General features: G+C 37.7%; 15 protein-coding genes. 13 read left to right on the top strand and 2 right to left on the bottom strand.

Annotated elements, in window-relative coordinates:
* Positions 1–133 precede the first annotated feature (133 nt).
* The 11 genes from NC797_RS14150 (at position 134) to NC797_RS14100 (ending at position 10396) form a co-directional block, all read left to right on the top strand.
* Positions 134–493 (top strand): hypothetical protein, encoded by a 360-nt coding sequence (locus NC797_RS14150; protein ID WP_272437458.1) that lies wholly within the window; start codon positions 134–136, stop codon positions 491–493.
* Between the two features lie 160 nt (positions 494–653).
* A complete protein-coding gene (locus tag NC797_RS14145) occupies positions 654–1562 on the top strand; it encodes a YIEGIA family protein (RefSeq protein ID WP_272437457.1) in 909 nt (302 codons plus the stop codon).
* A 1-nt stretch (position 1563) separates the two neighbouring features.
* On the top strand, positions 1564–1770 hold the full coding sequence (locus NC797_RS14140; protein ID WP_272437456.1) for a capping complex subunit for YIEGIA: 207 nt from the start codon (positions 1564–1566) through the stop codon (positions 1768–1770).
* A 155-nt stretch (positions 1771–1925) separates the two neighbouring features.
* Positions 1926–3386 (top strand): UDP-N-acetylmuramoyl-L-alanyl-D-glutamate--2,6-diaminopimelate ligase, encoded by a 1461-nt coding sequence (locus tag NC797_RS14135; protein ID WP_272437455.1) that lies wholly within the window; start codon positions 1926–1928, stop codon positions 3384–3386.
* 8 nt (positions 3387–3394) lie between these two features.
* Entirely contained in the window at positions 3395–4573 is a 1179-nt protein-coding gene (locus NC797_RS14130; protein WP_272437454.1) for a D-alanyl-D-alanine carboxypeptidase family protein, read from the top strand.
* A gap of 210 nt (positions 4574–4783) precedes the next feature.
* Entirely contained in the window at positions 4784–5365 is a 582-nt protein-coding gene (locus NC797_RS14125; protein ID WP_272437453.1) for a cell wall hydrolase, read from the top strand.
* A 233-nt stretch (positions 5366–5598) separates the two neighbouring features.
* Entirely contained in the window at positions 5599–6312 is a 714-nt protein-coding gene (locus NC797_RS14120) for a response regulator transcription factor (protein ID WP_272437452.1), read from the top strand.
* Complete coding sequence (locus NC797_RS14115) at positions 6305–7690, top strand: sensor histidine kinase (RefSeq protein ID WP_272437451.1); 1386 nt, start codon at positions 6305–6307, stop codon at positions 7688–7690. Before NC797_RS14120 ends, NC797_RS14115 begins: the two co-directional genes overlap by 8 nt.
* A 368-nt stretch (positions 7691–8058) precedes the next feature.
* Positions 8059–8652: a peroxiredoxin family protein gene (locus tag NC797_RS14110; protein WP_334313207.1), complete on the top strand. Its 594-nt coding sequence runs from the start codon at positions 8059–8061 to the stop codon at positions 8650–8652.
* A complete protein-coding gene (locus NC797_RS14105) occupies positions 8649–9452 on the top strand; it encodes an RnfABCDGE type electron transport complex subunit D (protein ID WP_272437450.1) in 804 nt (267 codons plus the stop codon). Before NC797_RS14110 ends, NC797_RS14105 begins: the two co-directional genes overlap by 4 nt.
* Positions 9453–9610: 158 nt before the next feature.
* Positions 9611–10396: an urease accessory protein UreH domain-containing protein gene (locus tag NC797_RS14100; protein ID WP_272437449.1), complete on the top strand. Its 786-nt coding sequence runs from the start codon at positions 9611–9613 to the stop codon at positions 10394–10396.
* Between the two features lie 401 nt (positions 10397–10797).
* On the opposite strand, the gene NC797_RS14095 is transcribed toward NC797_RS14100, so the two are convergent.
* The gene (locus NC797_RS14095) at positions 10798–12330 is read right to left on the bottom strand and encodes a Na+/H+ antiporter NhaC family protein (protein WP_272437448.1); all 1533 of its coding nucleotides are present in this window, start codon (positions 12328–12330) and stop codon (positions 10798–10800) included.
* Positions 12331–12482: 152 nt separating this feature from the next.
* Between NC797_RS14095 and NC797_RS14090 the strand changes: the two genes are divergently transcribed.
* Positions 12483–12836, top strand: coding sequence for a hypothetical protein (locus NC797_RS14090; RefSeq protein ID WP_272437447.1), 354 nt, complete (start codon positions 12483–12485; stop codon positions 12834–12836).
* A 314-nt stretch (positions 12837–13150) separates the two neighbouring features.
* On the opposite strand, the gene NC797_RS14085 is transcribed toward NC797_RS14090, so the two are convergent.
* Positions 13151–14398 carry an Nramp family divalent metal transporter gene (locus tag NC797_RS14085; protein ID WP_417168716.1) on the bottom strand — a complete coding sequence of 416 codons (1248 nt, stop codon included), beginning with the start codon at positions 14396–14398 and terminating at the stop codon, positions 13151–13153.
* Between the two features lie 343 nt (positions 14399–14741).
* On the opposite strand from NC797_RS14085, the gene NC797_RS14080 reads away from it, so the two are divergent.
* Positions 14742–16079, top strand: a 1338-nt coding sequence (locus NC797_RS14080; RefSeq protein ID WP_272437445.1) for a transposase, incomplete at its 3' end; no start/stop codon positions are given.

Genomic DNA, 16079 nt, shown 5'->3' with positions numbered 1-16079 from the left:
CACGGAAGGAGCTATTCCTTCCGTGCTTTTTTGTTTTCTAAAAATAGTATGATAACTAATTTGGTGATCCTCAATGAACCGAGCATATTCTCACATACCAGTTTAATATATATTAGTAATGGGGGTGGTGAGGTTGCGCAGAAAAAACAACTTATTGTTCCTGCTTTTGTTATTGGCCATTATTTTTGTAGGAGTACCATTAATTATTAGTGTGTCATATGGGAATGTACCGTTTTATAATAATAATTATTTATCTTCTTACAATGTTTTAGTAACTACAGATGAGAGTAAGAATAATGGTGAAACTACTTCTTCTTATTTGACTTACAATACGTATACATGGTCGGAAATAGAACAGTATGTCATTAGCAATCAAATGACTTTTTCCCATGTATTTCGGGATTTTGTCGTGTTATTGAGTATTGCTTTTTTAGCAATTGCTGTTGATCGGATTATCGGAAAAAAATTACCGAAAAAAATTAGAAGAAAGTAATTCGACCATTTGATCAAGGCTTTTAGGATTGGATCTGTATGAATTTAAAACATGATTATATGTTCATATATTTATTTTTGCGGCAATGTCTAGCTCTTGTCGTTTAAAAATGATGTGCAAGGGGATAATAGGGGTAATTATGGAATGAGGAGTGAATAGAGTGGGAAAGCAGCAAATTTCATCTGAAGATATAACGATTATTATAATAGCCCTGATTATTGGCACCCTAGCAAGACTACTGGTCTTAAAGGAAGATTATCGCCAATATCCGAGTTTCCCCAATGGTTACTTAATACAAGTTGTAACAGGCTTTGTTGCTGCTGCATTAGGCGCGGTAGCAATACCTGCATTGATGACCAAAAATTTTGTAGCTGTAACGTTTCTAACCTTAGCTTTACAGCAATTTCGAGATGTTCGAAAAATGGAAAAGGAAAGTTTAACCGAACTTGAAAATACGGAGTACACATATCGTGGGTCCGCATACATAGATGGTATTGCAAAAACGTTTGAGTCTAGAAACTATCTTGCCTTTATTACCGCATTATGCACGTCATTGGTGATCACTGTTTTACCATTTAATTTGTGGGTGAACGGTGCGATTGGAATAGTGGTTGGAATCACTGTTTTCTACTTATTAAAATATTTCACAAAAGGTAAAAGTATCGGTGATATTGCTCAAGTAAAACCTGGAAAAATAGAGGTGAAGGATTCTAGTCTGTACGTTGATGGTATGTATGTTAGTAACCTGTTAGGAACAGAAAATGCAGCGAAACTAGTGAAAGAGGAAGGTTTAGCTGTCGTCATTTACCCGAACGAGCAACACTATCGAATTAACCTTGATAACTTTGGGCAAAGACAAGCAGCCCTTTTTGAAGCAACAAGAGCATTAGGGAATAAGCGCTGGAATTTTACAAGGAAAGATTATGAAGAGGGTAGAATTATTATTGCTCTCGTTCCGATTAAACAAGATATTGACGCATTAATTGAAGTGGTAAAAAAATGTCCGTTGTTAGAAAGTACGAAAAAGGCGGATGAAATTTTAAAGCCTAAATTGAAAGGAGAAAAGTAAATTGGGAAGAGAACAGTCAATGAAACCAGATTATAAAGTTCTAGCCTATGTTACAACAAACAAAGACAGAGTAATAGCTAGTGCAGGAGTTGCGCTGTTTGCAACATCAGAAAAAGATGCAAATGAAATGACAGTAGATATCGCAAAGGGATTAAAAGCAGATGTCGTTCAATTGACAAATGGAGATTACATGGTGATCCGTGTTTAAGTGATTGTGGTCCATATAAACCATATTTATCTAATTTTATTACGAGTACGTATCAATAATTAAGTGTATGTTACACATGTATGAATATACATAAAATCTCCACAAAAATAAAGTACAATATTCGAATGATATAGTTGAAATGAGGGGTACCTTATATGAGGCTTCAGCATCTAATTAGCGAACTGGAGATAGTAAACAGAAACAAAGAAGCTGGAAATATTGAAATAAAAGGGATAGCGGACAGCTCATTAGATGTGCAAGATGATTATGTTTTCGTTGCGATCAAGGGCTTTCAATTGGATGGCCATGCTTATATTGAGGAGGCCATCTACAAAGGTGCAAGTGTAATCATTGGTGAACAGGACTTGTCCCACGTATCGAAACCGTATATTCAAGTGAAAAATAGCAGGAAAGCTTTAGGGATTATTGCTAGCTCTTTTTATGGCCATCCAACATCTCAAAAGATTATGATCGGAATTACTGGAACGAACGGAAAAACAACGACAAGCTATATATTGAAACATATTCTGGAGAGTAATGGATATTCTTGTTCTCTAATTGGAACAATACAAAACGTCGTAAATGGAGAAGTAACACCGAGTATGAATTCAACACCTAGCCCACTTCAGTTGCAAAAACTGTTAGCAACTAGTAACGATTCTGTTGTTATTATGGAGGTGTCATCCCATGGTTTAACACAGTATCGTGTAGAAGGGCTGGAATTTGATTACTGCTTATTTACCAATCTTAACCACGATCATTTAGACTACCATGGTTCGATGGAAGCCTATTTTGAAGCTAAAGTTAAACTGTTTGAAAAACTGAAGGAAAATGGGATGGCGGTGATCAATACGGATGACAGTTGGGGTAAAAAGCTACTTGTAAAGCTACAAAGCGAAGGAAAACGGTGTTATACGATAGGTCAGTCTAACGATAATCGCTTACAATTGACCCATATTAATGCTGGGGATTCTTTAGTTGTGGTCAAAGAAGCGGACGATTCTAGATTTATTCAATCACCTATGATTGGCATTCACAACATATATAACACGGTAATGGCATATGCTACGGCAAACTTCTTTCCTATAAATAAGAATTACATTACGGAATCCATTAATGATTTTCAAGGTGTAAATGGTAGATTCGAAATGACTAAACTTAGTAATGGTGCCACTGTTGTTGTGGATTACGCCCATACACCTGATGCTATATTTCATTGTTTAAACACGGCACGATATTATGGTGCGAAGAGTATTACCCATGTTTTTGGTTTTAGAGGTGACAGGGATTCTGGCAAAAGAAAGGAAATGCTTTCGATCATTGCCGAGAAAAGTGACCAATACATTTTAACGTTGGATGATCTTAATTCTATTTCAATGAATGAAATGGAAGAGACGCTCCACTATTTACACGAAACCTATGGAAATGAAAAAGGTAAAGTTATTCTAGATCGTACATTAGCCATTAAACATGCAATCGAGCACAGTGAGTCTGAACAGTGGATATTTCTAACAGGAAAAGGTCATGAGAAGTATCAGCAAACCTATAAGCTGCCAACACAATCAGATAAAGAAACAATTGAGTACCTCACGATAGCCCAAAATTTAGTGGAGTAGGTGTCAACATGAAACAGACGATAGTGACCTTTATAATGGTTCTATTAATCGCGGGGTTTTCCTTGCGTGTAAATGCAGAAGCGGATTCCGTCACACCACCGACTGTATCAAGTGAGGCTGCAGTTGTAATGGACGAGCTTACAGGTACGATCCTGTACGAAAAAAATGCGAATGCAAAAATGTACCCCGCTAGTTTGACGAAAATCGCAACTGCTATTTATGCGATAGAAAAAGGGAATTTGGATGACGTTGTCACGGTGAGTGAAAAAGCGAGAGATGTAGAAGGTACAAGGGTTTATTTAGAAGAAGGGGAGCAAGTCACCTTAAAAAAGCTGATTCAAGGCTTGTTAATTAATTCTGGAAACGATGCAGCAATAGCAATAGCTGAGTATATGAGTGGAAGTGTAGAAAATTTTGCTTCTGATTTAAATAAATATATGGAGAAAGAAATAGGAGTAACGAATACAAACTTTGAAAATCCCCACGGTCTATTTGATCCAAATCATGTCACAACAGCAAAAGATTTGGCTACCATTACCCGATATGCAAGAAAGAATCAGGTGTTTAGGGAAATATTTGGCACAAAGGAATTGAAGTGGAATGGTGAATCGTGGGATACTACTCTGTACGCTCATAACAAACTGATGCGAGAATATGCTTATGAAGGTGTGACGGGTGGGAAGACAGGTTATGTAGATCAATCAGGCTTTACACTGGCAACTACAGCAAAAAGAGAAAACCTAAGTGTGATTGTCATTACATTAAATAGTAACATCCAATCTGTTGCGTATAATGACTCTCGTAATCTATTAGACTATTCATTTGCAAACTATCAAACATCCACCATTCCAAAGGGAACAACATTTGATATTGATGATCAAAAATACAAGACTGAGAAAGATTTATCTTTCACAACATCCATCAATGAACAGTGGAGTGAAAATGTTAAGAAGGACGGTACATTGGATATCGTGAACCAAGATGGCGAAACAATTACTTCATTCTCGTTAAAAAAATTAGAAATGCCCAATGATAATGCTAGAAGTGCAGATGTGCAAGGTAAGGCGACTCAAAATGTAACAACAGCTTCACCATTAGAAGAACATTTTTCGTTAATCGCGCTTATTGTGTTCAGTATTGTATTCATTATATTTCTTACATGCTATCGAGAAATGCGAAACATCTAGCAATTCACATGTACTTTCTCTGAAATTGGATGAAATTGGACGCAGCCACTTGTGTAACAAAACTGTAATACTACAGCATCAGCATAGAGTTGTAGTAGGTTTGGCCCTTATACAAGCTGTCAATGGTTTTTCTTACCTGCTGAAATAACACTATGATCCTGTTAACCTATTTTTGTAGCGAAAATATGAAAAACAGGAGGACAATAGACTATGAAAAAAATCATTATGGTAATGACCCTCATTATCTCATCATTTTCACTTACAGGAATAGCGAACGCTGCATCTTCCTATACGGTGCAGACCGGTGATTCACTTTGGAAAATTAGTAATAAGTTTGGTGTTCCGCTCTCTGCAATAAGGGAGTCTAATAACCAATATAACAACCTCATTTATGCTGGTGAAACCCTAACAATACCATCAACAATTACGGAATCTGAAAAGGAATTGTTTGCAAGACTTGTTCAAGCTGAAGCAAAGGGTGAACCATACGCAGGAAAAGTTGCAGTGGCTACAGTTGTTTTAAATCGTGTAGATAGTTCAAAATTCCCAAACACGATTAAGGAAGTTATTTATCAAAGATCAAATGGTTATTATGCATTTTCACCCGTAGAAAATGGTGAAATTAACAAACCGGCAAACTCAGAATCGAGACAGGCTGTCGATGAAGCATTAGCATTTAGGGGTCAAGGAAGAGGCTCTCTATACTTTTACAACCCTGATACTGCTGAAAGTGAGTGGATATTAACAAGAGAGGTAACGACAACAATTGGGGATCACCGATTTGCGAAATAGTTTTAACACCACCGCTAGCTCAATCATGGGTTAGCGGTTTTTTACGTTTGGTGACGTATATCCCTGTTGAATGATAGTTAAGCTACATATAAGATTATGATCAAGAGGATAGCGTCTTATTAGTGTGAACATGTATGTTTGTTATACGATAGAAGAAACAATGGAATTAGGAATGAAAATCCTCACAGATTCCACAAATTCGTTTTGTAAAATAAAAAAAATGAGGGTTGCAGATGGAAAAAAGAATCCTAGTTGTTGATGATGAATGGAACATGAGAAATCTAGTTAGAATTTATTTAACGAAAGAGGGTAATATTCTAATTGATGAAGCAGTAAATGGCAAAGAAGCACTACAAAAGGCTCTGGTTCGCCAATATGATGTTATTATGCTAGACATTATGTTACCAGATATAGACGGGTGGGAAGTATGCTCAACCCTTCGGAAGAAGATACGAACACCAATTTTAATGTTAACTGCTCGAAATGATATTAAGGATCGGGTGCACGGATTAAATTTAGGAGCAGATGATTATTTGGTTAAACCATTTGCGCCAGAAGAATTGGTAGCTCGAGTTAATGCTTTATTGCGGCGATACGACTATAATCAAGAAGATGCAAGTGATGCCACTTTATCCGTTATGGATTTGTCTATTTATCGTGATAGTCGGGAAGTGACGGTCAACAAAACTCCAATTGAATTAACACCAAAAGAATTTGATATTCTCTATACAGTGGCAAGTCAACCTAAAAGAGTATTTACAAGAGATATTTTGTTAGACAGTATTTGGCTTTCTACAGAATTTCGTGATGTTCGAGCAGTCGACACACATGTGAAAAATATACGAGAAAAATTAAGGAATGCAGGATTATCCTTTAACCCAATTAAAACGGTTTGGGGCGTAGGATATAAATTTTACTTGCCTGAGGACCAAACAGAACATGAATAAAATTGTTCTTAAACTTGGCGGAACGATTATGGTTTTGTTTTTAGTTGTATTATTGCCACTAGGATACGTAGCAAACCAGATCTTCACCAGTTTTTATTATAATCAGGTAGGAACAGAAATTGATGATCTATCAAAGAAATACGCACGTACGATCACTTCTTTTGATGATGAGCAAATACTGAACATGTTTAAAACACTTGCCGATCTAACGAACAAAGATATCTATATCGTGGATAGTAATGGCAGTGTAATAGCAAAAACTGGTATACGTGTCGGGGACATATCTGAAGAGGAAATGAAGCAATTGTCACAAGGGCAGCCTGTTCGAAAGAAATTTATGGATGTGGAAACAGAATCCAGCTACCTTGGGTCTGGTTACCCCATTACACAACAGGATTCTTTCATTGGCGCTTTTTTTGTCTTAGCATCTACCAATGACGTAATAAAACCAGTAGAAAAGGTTCGAGATTTATTAATACTTTCCGCAGTAGGAGCACTATTCTTAGCATTAGGATTAACATTTATTCTGTCAAAAAAAATGTCTGATCCTCTTTTGGAAATGGAGCAAGCAACACGTCAAATTGCCAAAGGAAACTTAGATATTCGAGTAAATATCCCATCGCGTGATGAGTTAGGATCATTAGGGAAGGCGATCAATGACCTAGCATTTGAAACAAATCGATACCGAACCAATCGAAAAGAGTTTTTTGCGAACATTTCTCATGAATTACGCACACCGATTTCCTATATGAAAGGGTACGCCCAAGTATTAAAGCAGGGTCTCTATAAGACCGAAGCGGAAAGAGTCCAATATTTATCCATTATTGAGGATGAAACAGAGCGGATGGTCAGATTGATTGATGATTTGTTTGACCTATCTAAAATGGAAGAAGGTAAAATAGACCTCCACATGGCACCGACTGATTTGACAGAGGTTCTAGAAGCGGCGCTATTAACGATAAAAATAGACATGCAAACAAAAGGACTAGATTTAAATACCTATATACAGAAAGAAATTCCTTATATCGAAGCGGACGGCCTTCGTTTACAACAAGTACTAATGAATTTATTAGGGAACGCTGTACGTTATACAGAAAGCGGCACCATAGATGTTCGAGTTTGGTATGAAAAAGACTGGGTGCATGTAGAGATAAAGGATACGGGTATTGGAATACCTGAAAAAGAACTTCCGTTTATTTTTGAACGTTTTCATCGTGTTGATAAATCACGTTCAAGAGAGCTTGGAGGTACAGGATTAGGGTTGGCAATTGTAAAGAATTTGGTTGAGCTTCAAAATGGGACGATCACAGTAACTAGCAATGTAAATAAAGGTACAACCTTCTATTTACATTTCCCAGTGAGTGAGGAGGATTTATGAAACTTACTGAAAGACTGATAGTGCCTATATTGATCCTAATAGGTATGATTTGCCTCACCATTTCAGGCACTATCATGTGGGGTGCGACAACATTAGGATCCTACATTAAAACGTTTTTACTCCTTTCCATGTGGATGGGATTGCCACTGTTGGTGGCTGCCTTCATTCGCCATATTTTAAAACGGTAATTAGTACTTTGTACGATTCTGGATCCAATAAAGTTTTACTATTGTCTGTTTCAGGTAGAAATAGTTAAATTAAAAAGTGTAACCTCAAAGAATCTTCATATTTGCTGGTTAAACTGTTAGGTGCAGTCATTATTTATACCGCATGACCTATAAAATATAAATAGGATAGGAGTTCGTAAAATGGGTAAGAAATCAAAGAAAAAAACAAACAAACGAAAAGTAAGAATTATGCCATGGATCATTGTAGTCATAGCTGTACTGTTCATCGCTTTAGCTGTACTACAAGGAAAAAGTGAAAGAAGTACAAATATTTCAGGACTAGAAGCAGGGACGCCTGCTCCAGATTTTAACCTTACGTCTACCGAAGGAGATCTTTCATTATCGGATTATAAGGGAAAAAATGTTGTTTTATACTTTTATGAGGGGAATTCCTGAAGTTCGTGCGTCGATCAACTCGTGGAGTTGAATGAATATCTTTCTGATATGAAACAGGAAGATGCTGTCGTTGTCGCTGCTGTAACGGATCCATTAGAACAGTCGAAACAAATAGCAGAAGAGTACAACATAAATTATCCGATTATGTACGACCCTAACCACCAGCTTGGAAGTAAATATGGTGTATACAATGTGCCAGGTGGGATGGATATGGGGCCAGTCGATACACATTCCATTTTTGTAATAGATAAAGAAGGAGTCATACAATGGAGTGAAATTTCGATTCAAGAAATGTATGTACCAACTGAAGAAGTTCTAGAGGAGCTAAAGAAACTATGATAAAAATCCGTGATCCTAGGATAGCCCAGATCTTAGTCTTAACTGGTTTTACTGTATTAGGGTTAGTCTATTTGCAGTTTAGAGTAACACTAATACAAGTTATCGTTACACTTGTAGTGTGTATGTTATTGGAAGTGGGGATAATTTATGCAAAAGAAGCCAAACTTATATTTCCTAAAAGTTCCATTATAACAGCACTGAGCATTGCTTTGTTATTAAGGGCTGATACGGTGACACCTTTTTTAATGGCATCTATTATTGCGATTGGTTCAAAACATTGGATCCGTTATGATGGCAATCATATCTTTAATCCATCTAATATTGGAATCGTTGTTGTTGCACTTTTATACCCAATAACCGTTGCAACAGCACCACTTCAATGGGGATTTATTTGGGCATTACTCTTTGTGATTATTACGGCAGGAATTTACATGGTTTATAAGGTGAGTCGTTTTCCTGTCATTGCTTCCTTTTTATCTGCATTCTTATTGGGCGGTTTAGTTCGAATGTTAATATGGGACAAAACATTTCAAGCAATATTCAATGAGTTCATGTGGGGTGGGCTTTTAATCTTCACCTTTTTTATGATTACAGACCCTAAGACATCACCGAATAGTAAAAAAGGACAAATATTTTTTGGTTCGGTTGTAGCAATCTTAGGACAAGTAATGATTCAGCTAGAGGTTCATAGTGCCTTGTTTATTAGCCTAGCTGTTGTTTGTTTGGTTCGAGTGTTATGGAGAATAGGAGAATCAACCAAACTATTGCCAAAAAATCGCAATCGTTCGGTTGTCACCTAAAGAATATAGGTAATCTTAAAATGGCTTATTTCCAATCAGGTGGAGTCGAGACTCCATCTGATTCCCCGATGTTTCAGCTTGCTGAAACGAGTTCGCTCGAATTCTGAGTAAGTAGAATGAATGCAATAATGTCAAGCAGGTGAAAGTGAGGGATAGAAATGGGGGAATTTCTCAGTGATTTAAGTATACAATGGTATTCGTTTTTGACACAAATGGGGGTAAAGGTAGCAGAGCCTATTATTAACATTACAAACCAGTGGAACATTCCAATTTTGACTGCATTATTACTAGGTCTCGCTGCAACTACATCACCATGTCAATTAACGACAAATGCAAGTGCACTTGCGTTTGTCTCACGGGACGCAACGAACAAAAAGAAGACATTGATACAAATGTTTGCTTTTATTGCTGGTAAAACATTGATTTATACCCTTGTTGGCGGTGTGGCAATTTATTTAGGCGTACAGTTAACAACAGTGAATGGAAACACTTCCATTCTTGTTATGATTAGAAAGATTATTGGCCCGATCATGATTTTGGCAGGGTTATATTTTCTCGGTTTTTCACGGTTTCGTGTTTCATTTGGGACAAGAGTTAGCGAATGGCTGAAAAGTAAAATGCCAGAAGGATCCCCTGTAGGAGCATTTGGATTTGGTATTGCTTTTGCACTGGCTTTTTGTCCGACGTTAGTATGGTTGTTTTTTGGGCTGCTCATTCCATTAGGTATCCAAACTTCAGGAGGGATACTATTACCTACCGTTTTTGCATTAGGGACGACGGTTCCGCTGATTGTATTTGTGCTTATCTTAATTGATAGTACTGACATTATTAAAGAAAAGTACTTTAAAAAGTCGAAATCGTTCAATCGATGGATGACAAAAGTAGCTGCAATCATATTTCTGTTAGCGGGAATTAACGATACGTTCACTTATTGGTTTATGTAATGTTATAGTGGGGCATCGGTATATGGAAACAATGAGTAACAAATGGTTTGAGTGCATTTGCTTTCATGAGAGCAAATGCACCCTCCCCAAAATGCCTACCTCTTATTTATCTTTTTTTCCCCTCTTTGTTTGTTCAATTTACTATACCGAAGAAATGAAAATGCTCCGATTATCGCTACCACAAAAGCAACTATATATAGTAATTCATCCATTTTTTCACTTCCTTACTACTGTGACTTATTCTAGTGTGTGTTCAAAAAGTCGACAAATCAGAAGCAAGCAGGTCGAGGCGGCGCTGTTTTGAGTAACGGAGCGTATGCTTTTAATACGTGAGTAACGGAAAAACAAGCCAACGAAGAGATGCGCCGCTTATCATTTGGTGACTTTTTGAACATCCTCTTCTAGGAAATAATAAAAGGAATGACTAAGAATAATGCTGCAGCCAATGATGCGGCTAGCAAATTGTACGGAGTCATCGCCTTCACGTATTTCATATGATCAGCTTGTGCAGCACCGGCAGACATGGCTGTCATCCCAGAAACGGGTGAAGTGACATCTCCAAAAGTTCCTCCAGATAATACAGCAGCCGCCGCGATAGGAAGGCTGCCTCCTGTTGTTACAGCTAATGGAATGGCAATGGGCATCATGAGTGCCCATGCCCCCCAAGAAGATCCTATAAAATATGTGACAGCACCCGTAACTGCAAAAATGAGTAATGGAACCCAACTAGCTGATAATGTTCCACCTAATGTTGTCTGAATAAGCTCAGTTAAACCTAAGTCTTGTGAAACGTCAGAAATGGGCCAAGCTACCGCCAAAATAACAATCGTAACCATTAGTTTGTTCCCGCCTTTAATAAAACGATCTGTCATTTCCTTCAATTTTAATCCTTGAATCAGGTAGATTGCGCCAGTTAAGATGACTGTAAGGAATAATGCTAAAAACATCGAGCGAGATGGATCAGCTGCTGTGAACACTTCCATTAATCCTGTTGCATCTGTTTTCTGTCGACCACTCCACCACATTAGAAAAAAACTTAGCGGAATTAAAACGAGAATTGGAATGAGCAAATTAGATAATCTAGGCTTCAACGCGGGCTCCCCCATACCCATGTCCATATCTTCCATTTGTCCTTTTGATGTCACACCCATTTGATCTTTTGCCGAATCTGCTTTATCCGTATTTCCAAGTTCCTCAGACATTTCCATTGCATGTGCAGGACGGGAGGAAGCGTTCTGTTTTACTGATCCTTGTGCAGATTGAATCAATTTCTTCATACTACCGAAATTCCATCCAATGATAACAGATAATAGGGCAACGGTTACGGAAGTAAAACTAAAAAATTGAAAAGGTATGCTAGATAAAAACAACTGCATCGCTGAACCTTCTATTCCACCAGCATCCATTCCTTTGCGTAACACTCCAATGATGTAACCTATATAAGTGGTAGCAACAGGTATTAGTACAATTACGGGACTAGCCGAATTATTTAGCATATAGGCTAATCGTTCTCGTGATACGGAAAAACGATCTGCCAACGGTTTCATAATTGATCCTGTTGCTACAACGCGAAAACCACAATCGATAAAGGTAATCGGAAGCAATAACCATGAGACAAGTAACGTTTTCTTTGCATTGTCGATAAAGTTATCCATCATTTTGGCAAAAGCTTGTACACCACCTGATAGTTGGATAAGGGCAACCAAGCCACTAAAGACGTATAGAAATAGAAGAACATCCAAATTTCCAGGATCAGATAAAACGCCAACAATATAATCAACCGTTTGAGATACGGATCCTAGAAAAGAGCCTGATAAAATAAAGCTACCTACCCATAAACCGATTAAAAGAGATGGAATGACCTGCTTTGTCCAAGTTGCCAAAACAATAGCGATAACAGATGGGGCAATAGAAAACCATAATCCGTAGTCCATCAACAATTCACCCTTTGTATTTTTATATTCTTTATTTGTCCCCAATCCTTAATAGGTTATTCTAGAGTTCACTTATTACATACATAGTTTCCTTAAACTTAGATAAACTAATGTTGTTGTATTTACTACAAATTTATGGAGGTGATGATCATATGAGGTATCGGATACTTAAACTTGTTTTGACACTTTTGTTCACCGCAGCTGTATCTCTTCCCTTAACTGTGTCTGCTCACGAAGAAGCTCCTGTTGATACGACTAATTCAGAGGTGATGAAGGAAAAAAACTGCTCCGACAAAATGGAAATGATGAAAGAACAAATGAAAACAATGATGGATAAGCATCAAATGATGATGAAAGAAATGAATAGTCTATTCACTGAACTGCAGAACTCTGGAAAGTTGTCTGAACAGCAAATGAAAAAAATGGAGAACATAAAACAAATGATGGATCAAATGGCTGAGAAAATGAAGAAAATGTCAACTATGGAAGGTGAGGAACTCAAATAAATAAAACGCAGTGGTTGCGGAGTTTTTAAAGGCCTTGTTCTGAAAATAACGGCCTCTCAGTCCGCTTAGCATATTTAGCGGACTCAGAGGCCGTTATTCGGCAAAAAACCATGGTATTGGAGGGTTTAGCGGACTGAGATACCGCTAATTGCCAAAAAGCGAACCATTAATAGACCTTTTATAGCGAATAACGGCCTGTGAGTCCGCTTAACCATGGAATTCAGGCATTATTCTGAAAATAGCGGTATCTCAGTCCGCTAAGAGTTTTTCGTTGCCTCTAATATTTGACAGAATCGCTAGCATATCGTTTTGACTTATCCGAACAGTGATTGATAAAGAAGAAATATATTTAATGCAATAATAATAATGGATAGGATCCATGCTGTTATTGTCGTTATGCGCTTATTTACCAATCCACCCATGATGCTACGTTTGCTTGTAAAAATAACTAACGGAATTAACGCAAATGCAATACCAAATGATAAAACAACTTGGCTCATTACGAGTGCTTTTGTTGCATTAATACCTAGTGCAATAATTATTAATGGAGGGGTAATGGTAATAAGCCGCCTTAAATATAACGGGATCCTTCTTTGGATAAAACCCTGCATGATAATATCCCCAGACATTGTCCCCACTGTTGAACTTGATAGCCCTGCTGTGAGAAGGCCTATGCCAAATAAAACACCTGCAAACGGACCTATTAGCACACCTAATTGTTCAAATGCTACGTCCAAATCCTGTATAACGAGACCATTTTCAAAAAATAGAGATGCGGCTACAATGAGCATACTCGCATTGATAGCACCTGCAATGATCATGGCGATCACAATATCGATAAATTCAAAACGAAAAATCTTTTTACGTTCTTCCTCATCTTTACCAACAATCCGTCTTTGTGTAAGTGCAGAATGCAAATAAATAGCATGTGGCATAACTGTTGCACCTAGAATTCCTGCCGCAAGAAGGACACTGTTAACATCGGCAAACCTTGGAATAAATAATCCATTAACTAATGGATTTATTTCTGGTTCTGCATAAAACACTTGAATCGCAAAAGCAACGACAACAATGAATACAAGCCCAGTGATTCCTGCCTCGAGTGACCGAACACCTCTCCTTTGTAATTCAAGAATAGCAAAGGATCCAACAGCAGCTATAATGGCTGAAGGTAGAAGAGGTAATCCAAAAATCAAGTAAAGTCCAAGAGCAGCTCCAATAAATTCGGCTAAATCCGTTGCGATTACAATTAATTCTCCTTGAATCCATAGACCGAAAGAAACAGGCTTTGGAAACTGTTCACGAGCTATTTCAGGCAAATTTTTTCCTGTTGCTATTCCGAGCTTAGCAGACATTGATTGTATTAACACGGCTATAAGATTGGATAATAATACTACCCAAAGCAACAAATACCCATATTGGGATCCAGCAGCGATATTGGTCGCAAAGTTCCCAGGATCAATATATGCTACCGCCGCTATAAACGCTGGTCCTAAGAAGGGTAGCAATCTTCTAAGTCCCCGTGATTGCCCATTTAGAGATTGTTGCGCGGCATTTATCATCCCTTTTCTTTTGATAGCGTCTGTTCGCATGCTGTTTTCACCCTCCGCACAATAAATTGTTCGTTAACGATAAAAAGTTTCCTTTAACCAAATTATATTCCAACAGCCAACATTGTGCAACAAATACATAAAAAATAGGTGACTATCCTAAAGTTAGGGTAAACAAATATTTTAGATTTATCTTTTCACGGGCGAGAAGACCCCCACTTCCATTATATGAAGGTGGGTGGGTAACACCAATAATAAGTGGGGGATGAATCGCCCTTTCGAAGGAGATGAAATTTTGTTGACACGGAACGTTTGTTCTGATATCATTCAGTTATGAAGGGAAAGGAGAATGGCGATGGGCACAAAAACGTACTTCTCTAATCGAGTCTATAAAAACAAGATTGCCGTTACATATGTCAACGCCATTACGGATGTTCTTGTTAACTTCAATCGTGCCAAACATTTTGCCTTTGATACATCTACGAAAGAAAAACGTTCTGGCCATAGCAAGCGAAATAAATCCATCCATCTCACCGTCAAAGAACGTTTTGGTTTGGATGACTACTATGCAAACAGTGCCGTGCAAGAAGCAAAGGCCAAACAAAAAAGCTTGCAAGAGCTAAATAAATTATATAAAACGAATAAACAGGCACAGATCCAGGCGGTTAAAACGAAACAGAAGCAAGTGAAAAGTCGTCTAACAACGGTAAAGAAGATGAAGGCTTCTTTTGTCATGGGTAAGCCTACTTTCCCTAAGAACACGAAAGAACAAAAACAAGGGAAACGCTTTGTTGTAAAGTATAGGAAGCGAACAGACATCTATGATCACCCCTATCAATTTGAACACAGTTACTTAGAACCAGAAATCAAAAGGTTAGAAGCAAGACTTGGTTTTCTAACCTTTAAACGACATAAATTGGAACAAGACTTACAACGACTCCAAACCATCATACCTAGTGTCGTCTTTGGAACAAAAAGACTATTTCAATCACAATATACAAACGACAAGTATATGGACGACCGTCAACAATGGTTGAACAAATGGAAGCAAGCCCGTTATCATACGATGACCATTTCAGGTCGGAAAGATGGTTCCTCAGGCAATTTTGTATTTCACTACCATCCAGAACACCGCACATTACATTTCAAAACACCAGAAGGCAAGGAAATAGAAATTCCAAATCTGCATTTTTCATATGGCCAAGAAAAAGTTAAGGCCGCCATGGCAACCCAAAATCAATGTAAAAATAAAAAGAAAGATGGACAACCTATCGCGTGGTCTATAGAAGACCATGGGGACTATTACATTTTTAAGTGTATCATAAGAGAAAAGGATAAGAAATATCGTAATTTTTCTAAATCGGATGGTGTCATCGGCATTGACTGCAATGTGGATCACTTTGCGATTTCCAATATAAATGGGAAGGGACAACTTGTTTCCTCTTGGACTCAAACATTTGACATTTTCGGCAAAACTTCTGGTCAAATTACAAAAATAATCGAAGCAGAAGCCATTCAATTAGTAAACGTTGCCGAAAGGTTGAAGAAACCAATTGCCATGGAAATGCTAGATACAACAACTTCAAAAGCATCTCATCCTTATGGCAATAAGAAAGCGAACCTTCGTCTCTCTATGTTTGCTTACAACAAAATGACAACAGCCATTAAGGCGAGAGCTGAAAAAGCGGGGATA

The organism is Terrihalobacillus insolitus (assembly GCF_028416575.1).
GTDB classification, from domain to species: domain Bacteria; phylum Bacillota; class Bacilli; order Bacillales; family Amphibacillaceae; genus Terrihalobacillus; species Terrihalobacillus insolitus.
This window is presented reverse-complemented; position numbering and strand designations above follow the sequence as displayed.

Bases quoted from the DNA above. Each gene is read 5' to 3' on its own strand.
- NC797_RS14135 (WP_272437455.1), top strand. From the start codon at position 1,926: ATGAGGCTTCAGCATCTAATTAGCGAACTGGAGATAGTAAACAGAAAC.
- NC797_RS14130 (WP_272437454.1), top strand. From the start codon at position 3,395: ATGAAACAGACGATAGTGACCTTTATAATGGTTCTATTAATCGCGGGG.
- NC797_RS14125 (WP_272437453.1), top strand. From the start codon at position 4,784: ATGAAAAAAATCATTATGGTAATGACCCTCATTATCTCATCATTTTCA.
- NC797_RS14120 (WP_272437452.1), top strand. From the start codon at position 5,599: ATGGAAAAAAGAATCCTAGTTGTTGATGATGAATGGAACATGAGAAAT.
- NC797_RS14115 (WP_272437451.1), top strand. From the start codon at position 6,305: ATGAATAAAATTGTTCTTAAACTTGGCGGAACGATTATGGTTTTGTTT.
- NC797_RS14105 (WP_272437450.1), top strand. From the start codon at position 8,649: ATGATAAAAATCCGTGATCCTAGGATAGCCCAGATCTTAGTCTTAACT.
- NC797_RS14100 (WP_272437449.1), top strand. From the start codon at position 9,611: ATGGGGGAATTTCTCAGTGATTTAAGTATACAATGGTATTCGTTTTTG.
- NC797_RS14095 (WP_272437448.1), bottom strand. From the start codon at position 12,330: ATGGACTACGGATTATGGTTTTCTATTGCCCCATCTGTTATCGCTATT.
- NC797_RS14090 (WP_272437447.1), top strand. From the start codon at position 12,483: ATGAGGTATCGGATACTTAAACTTGTTTTGACACTTTTGTTCACCGCA.
- NC797_RS14085 (WP_417168716.1), bottom strand. From the start codon at position 14,398: ATGATAAATGCCGCGCAACAATCTCTAAATGGGCAATCACGGGGACTT.